This is a genomic window from Dyella sp., assembly GCF_036568765.1.
Classification (GTDB): domain Bacteria; phylum Pseudomonadota; class Gammaproteobacteria; order Xanthomonadales; family Rhodanobacteraceae; genus GSA-30.
In genome coordinates this window covers 1-4348 of sequence record NZ_DATCRY010000070.1, presented here as the reverse complement: position 1 = coordinate 4348, position 4348 = coordinate 1, and the positions used below count along the sequence as shown (strand labels likewise).

1 protein-coding gene is annotated in these 4348 nt (G+C 61.5%); it reads left to right on the top strand.

Annotated elements, in window-relative coordinates:
- On the top strand, positions 1-4348 hold a 4348-nt coding region (locus VIM98_RS05585), incomplete at both ends, for a type I polyketide synthase (RefSeq protein WP_331992110.1).

Genomic DNA, 4348 nt, shown 5'->3' with positions numbered 1-4348 from the left:
CAGCTATATCGAGGCGCATGGGACGGGTACGAGCCTGGGCGATCCGATCGAGATTGCGGGCCTGAGCAAAGCTTTCGGCCAGTGGACACGCGACCGGCAGTACTGCGCGATCGGTTCGGCCAAGTCGAATATCGGTCATTGTGAAAGCGCGGCCGGTATCGCCGGCGTGACCAAGGTGCTGCTGCAGCTGAAGCACCGGCAATTGGCGCCGAGCCTGCATTCGAGCGTGTTGAATCCGAACATCGATTTCTCCGGTACGCCGTTCGTGGTGCAGCAGACGCTGTCGCCCTGGGAACGGCCGAGCCGGGAAGGGCGAAGCTATCCACGCATCGCGGGCATTTCGTCGTTCGGTGCGGGCGGCGCGAATGCGCATGTGGTGATCGAAGAATACGAGGCGCCAGTGCGGGCGGATGTGCCGCGACCGGGGCCGGCCCTGGTGGTGCTGTCGGCGCGCAGCGAAGAGCGCCTGCGCGAGCAGGTCGAACGGTTGCATGCTTTCCTGGTGGCGCGGCAGGGCGACAGCGCATTGCGATTGGACGATCTGGCCTACACCCTGCAGGTCGGCCGTGAGGCCATGGAGGAGCGACTCGGTTTGGTTGCCCGATCGCTGGGCGAGGCGCGGCAGAAGCTGGAAAGCTATTTGCGTGGCGATACGCTTGTCGAGGAGTTGTATCGCGGACAGGCAAAACAGACCCGGGAGACATTCGCTGCGTTTGCCGGTGACGAAGATATCGCCCATGCGGTCGAGGCTTGGATTGCCAAGGGGAAGGTCGGCAAAGTCCTGGACCTTTGGGTGAAGGGGTTATCCGTCGAATGGGTTGCGCTTCATGGGGAGTCGAGGCCGCATCGAGTCAGTCTGCCGACTTATCCTTTTGCGCGTGAGCGTTATTGGATTCAGGCTGGCGATGGCCATGCGATCCTTGCTGGCAGCGGCGGCAAGGTCCTGCATCCTCTGTTGCACAGGAATACCTCGAATTTTTCGATGCAGCGTTTCAGTGTGTGCCTGAGCGGCAGTGAGTTCTTCCTGGCCGATCACGTCGTACGCGGCGCGCGCACCCTTCCCGGCGCGGCGCAGTTGGAAATGGCATACAGCGCCGTGCGCGAAGCGTTGGATGAGGCATGTCAGGTGCAACTTCGCGATATCGCGTGGCGGCGCCCCGTGACGGTCGGCAGCGATGCGCTGGACCTGCATGTCGCGCTGCTTCCGCAGGAGGACGGGAGCATCCATTTCGAGATCTATCGCGATACCGACGATGGCGATGCTTTGGTCTATAGCGAGGGTACGATTCTGATCGTCCCTGATGAACAGTCTCTTGCCGTAAGGCACGATATTGCCGCGTTGAGCGAGGCGTGCCCGTCTGTCATGAGTGCCGCGCAGTGCTACGGCGCGTTCGAGAAACTGGGACTGCACTACGGCCCAGGGTTTCGTGGGGTAAGCGAGCTTCGTGTGGGACCCAATCAAGTCCTGGCGAGGATCGGTCTACCGGCTGCGGTCCAGGCAACGCAGGGCGATTATGCATTGCATCCGAGCTTGCTGGATGCGGCGCTTCAATCCACGCTTGGCTCGGCCCTGAGCGATACCGATGCTCCGGTACTGTGGCTGCCCGCCAGTTTAGGAGCCATGGATGTCATGGCTCCTGTCGCTCAGGCCACTTGGGCGGTTGTGCGCCATAGCGCCGCCAATATCGTCGGCGAGACCTCGCGATGGTTCGATATCGATCTTTGCGACGAGGCGGGCGAGGTGTGCGTTCGCCTCCATCAGCTCGAGCTGCGCCAGATCTCCGGCGCCTCCGAGGCAGCTAACGCCATGCAGACGTTGCATGTCGTTCCATCCTGGGAGTCACGCCCTGTCAGCTATGAAGGTGGCGCGGCGCGCACGTTCGCGCAGCATCGGGTACTGCTCTGCGGTATGAGCGAAGCCCTCGTCGATCGCGCACGTGCGCAATGGCCGGGCCTCATCGCTTTGCCATCGTCGATCGATGGCAGCTTGTCGCAGGGTTACGAGGCCGCCGCCCTGGTCTTGCTGGAACAGCTCCAACAGCTGAACGGCCAGTCGGGTCAACACCTGATTCAGGTGGCAGTGCCGCGCGATGGCGAAGCTGCGCTGCTGGTTGGCTTAGGTGGCATGTTGCGCACGGCGCAGCTGGAAAATCCCCGCCTGTCCGGTCAGGTGCTGGAAATCGAGCCTGGGCAGGATGTGACACAGGTTCTGGCAGAGAATCGCGATAGCTCCGCGGTGCACATTCGCTACGTGAACGGTGCGCGTCAGGTTCGCGGCTGGTCCGAACGGTCGACTACGCCGGCGGCCAAGTCGCCGTGGAAGGACCGGGGCGTCTATTTGATCACGGGGGGAGCGGGTGGCCTGGGTCTGATTTTTGCTCGGGACATAGCGCGCCAAGCCAAGAGTGTCACGCTGATCCTGACTGGACGTTCGATGCTGGATGAGCGTATCCAGGCGCAGGTGCGGAGCCTGGAGACATTAGGGGCCGTCGTGCGCTACCACGCCGTCGACGTGGCCGACAAGGCGGCGATAACGAAGCTGGTTCGCAGCATTCCCGAAGATTATGAAAGTCTCGATGGCATCGTCCATAGCGCGGGTGTCCTGCGCGACAGCTTCCTGATCAAGAAGACTCCGCAGCAGCTGCGTGAGGTTTTCAGTGCCAAGGTTGCCGGTACGTTGAACCTGGACGAAGCGAGCGCGGAAATCGCGCTGGACTGCTTCATCGTGTTTTCCTCGATTACTGGAGCTATTGGTAATGTGGGGCAAGCCGATTACGCGGCTGCGAATGCTTTCATGGATGCCTTTGCCCACCGTCGCGCCGAGATGGTTGTTCAGGGGCGGCGTTTCGGTCATACCCTGTCTATCGACTGGCCGCTATGGGATGAAGGCGGCATGCAGGTCGATAGCGCCACGCGTGATTACATGCTGCGGGAAATCGGCATGGCACCGTTGCCTACCGATCGCGGTTGCGTGGCATTGGCGCAGGCGCTTTCCAGCGAGTCGCCGCAAGTACTGGTGGTCGAAGGCCTGCTGCAACGCCTGAAGACAACCTTGTCGATGACGGATGCGCTGCCGATTCCCGCGGAAAATGTTGCCGTGGTCAGCAAGCCTGAACCCGACGATGCCAAGTCGGATGGCTTGCGGGAGCGAGCTATCCGTTACCTGGTGGGCAACCTGTCGTCGACGCTCAAGCTGCCGGCACACCGAATCGATGCGAGCGCGCCGCTGGAAACCTACGGCATCGATTCGGTGATGGTCATGGATCTGACCGCCAGGTTGGAGAAAGTGTTTGGCTCGTTGCCCAAGACGTTGTTCTTCGAATATCGGAACCTGGCGGCACTATCCGATTACTTCCTGGCCAATCATCGCGCCGAGTTGATCGAGATACTCGGTGAAGAGGCGGCGCCTGCTGCAGTAGTCAAGACTCCGGTTAACGCGCGTGCTACGCCAGTTCGCCATGCGCGCTCGCGATTCGTGGCTCGTCCGGTGAAACCCACGGTCGATGCGATCGCCGTTGTCGGCTTGGCGGGGCGTTATCCGCAGGCAGACGATGTAGAGGCATTCTGGAGGAACTTGAGCCAGGGCAAGGACAGCATTACGGAGATCCCGTTGGAGCGTTGGGACGGAAACCAGTACTACGACGCGGATCGCAACAGGCCAGGCTCGACCTATAGCAAATGGGGTGGGTTCCTCAATGACGTCGACAAGTTCGACCCACTGTTCTTCAACATCTCGCCGCGCGAAGCGGAACTGATGGATCCGCAGGAGCGTCTGTTCCTGCAATGCGTGCATGAAACGCTGGAAGATGCGGGCTACACACGCGACAGCCTCGTTGGTCCGGAGGGAGATGTCGGCGTATTCGTCGGCGTGATGTACGAGGAGTACCAGCTATACGGCGCGCAAGCTCAGGCGCGCGGTCAGAACGTGGCGGTGTCCAATACGGCTGCATCAATCGCCAACCGCATTTCGTATTACTGCAATTTCCATGGTCCGAGCCTGGCGCTGGACACGATGTGTTCGTCGTCGCTGACGGCGATCCACCTGGCCTGCGAGAGCCTGCAGCGCGGCGGTTGCTCGGTAGCGATTGCCGGTGGCGTAAACGTCTCGATTCACCCGAACAAGTACCTGATGCTGGCGCAGGGCAAGTTCATCTCGGGCAAGGGACGCTGCGAGAGCTTCGGTGAGGGCGGTGAAGGCTATGTGCCGGGCGAGGGTGTGGGCGCGGTCCTGCTCAAACCGCTGGCCCAGGCGATCGCCGATGGCGATCACATCTACGGGGTGATCAAGGCGACGGCGATCAACCACGGCGGCAAGACCAACGGCTATACCGTGCCGAACCCCAATGCG